A 784-nucleotide genomic window follows, 5' to 3' on the forward strand; every position below is an offset into this window, starting at 1 on the left:
ATCTGAATCATCTCCGTCCTTGGCTCGCGCTGCCAAAGGCGCTTGGCTTCGATCCCCCCGCACTTACGATCCGGCGGGCGACTTCGGCTAGCCTCTCCGTCTTACGTCGGCTGACGGAGCCAAGAGAAAAGCCGGCGTTCGGAATCGTCGAGGTCGATGTTGATGGCACTGCCCACGCCGTGCGCGAGGAGGTAGTCGAAGAACGCCCATTCTGCCGCCTGCTCCGCTTCGACCTTATCGGCCGGTCCGATGCTCCGACAATTCTGCTCGTCGCGCCAATGGCGGGTCATTATGCGACCCTGTTACGCGAGACCGTCCGCGACCTGCTGCCAAGCTATTCGGTCGTGGTGACCGACTGGTCCAATGCCCGCGATGTTCCCATCCACGATGGCGGATTCGACTTGGACGACTACATCGATCTACTGATCGGGCATATTCCAAAGCCTGGACCGACCACGCACATCGTTGCTGTCTGCCAGGCAGGCGTACCCGCCGTCGCCGCTACAGCAATCCTAGAATCATCGACCACGAGCGACGTAGTCTTGCCGGCCAGCCTGACAGTCCTCGGTTCCCCGATCGATACGTCCCGCTCTCCCACGGAGGTCAATCGTCTCGCTTCCGAACATGATAGCGACTGGTTCACCGATACGCTTATCACCACGGTTCCGGCCCGCTTTCCAGGTGCCAACCGCGCCGTCTATCCCGGCTACCTTCAACTGACAGCGTTCGTCGCCATGAATCCGCAGAGGCACGAGAAGTCCGCGCGCGATGCAATCGCCCATTT

At 60.8% G+C, this 784-nt stretch carries 1 pseudogene; it reads left to right on the top strand.

Annotation, left to right across the window (positions count from 1 at the left end):
* Positions 1–784, top strand: a pseudogene (locus CA237_RS19485) (polyhydroxyalkanoate depolymerase); the annotation flags it as partial.

Source organism: Sphingomonas sp. ABOLH (assembly GCF_003951715.1).
Classification (GTDB): domain Bacteria; phylum Pseudomonadota; class Alphaproteobacteria; order Sphingomonadales; family Sphingomonadaceae; genus Sphingomonas; species Sphingomonas hankookensis_A.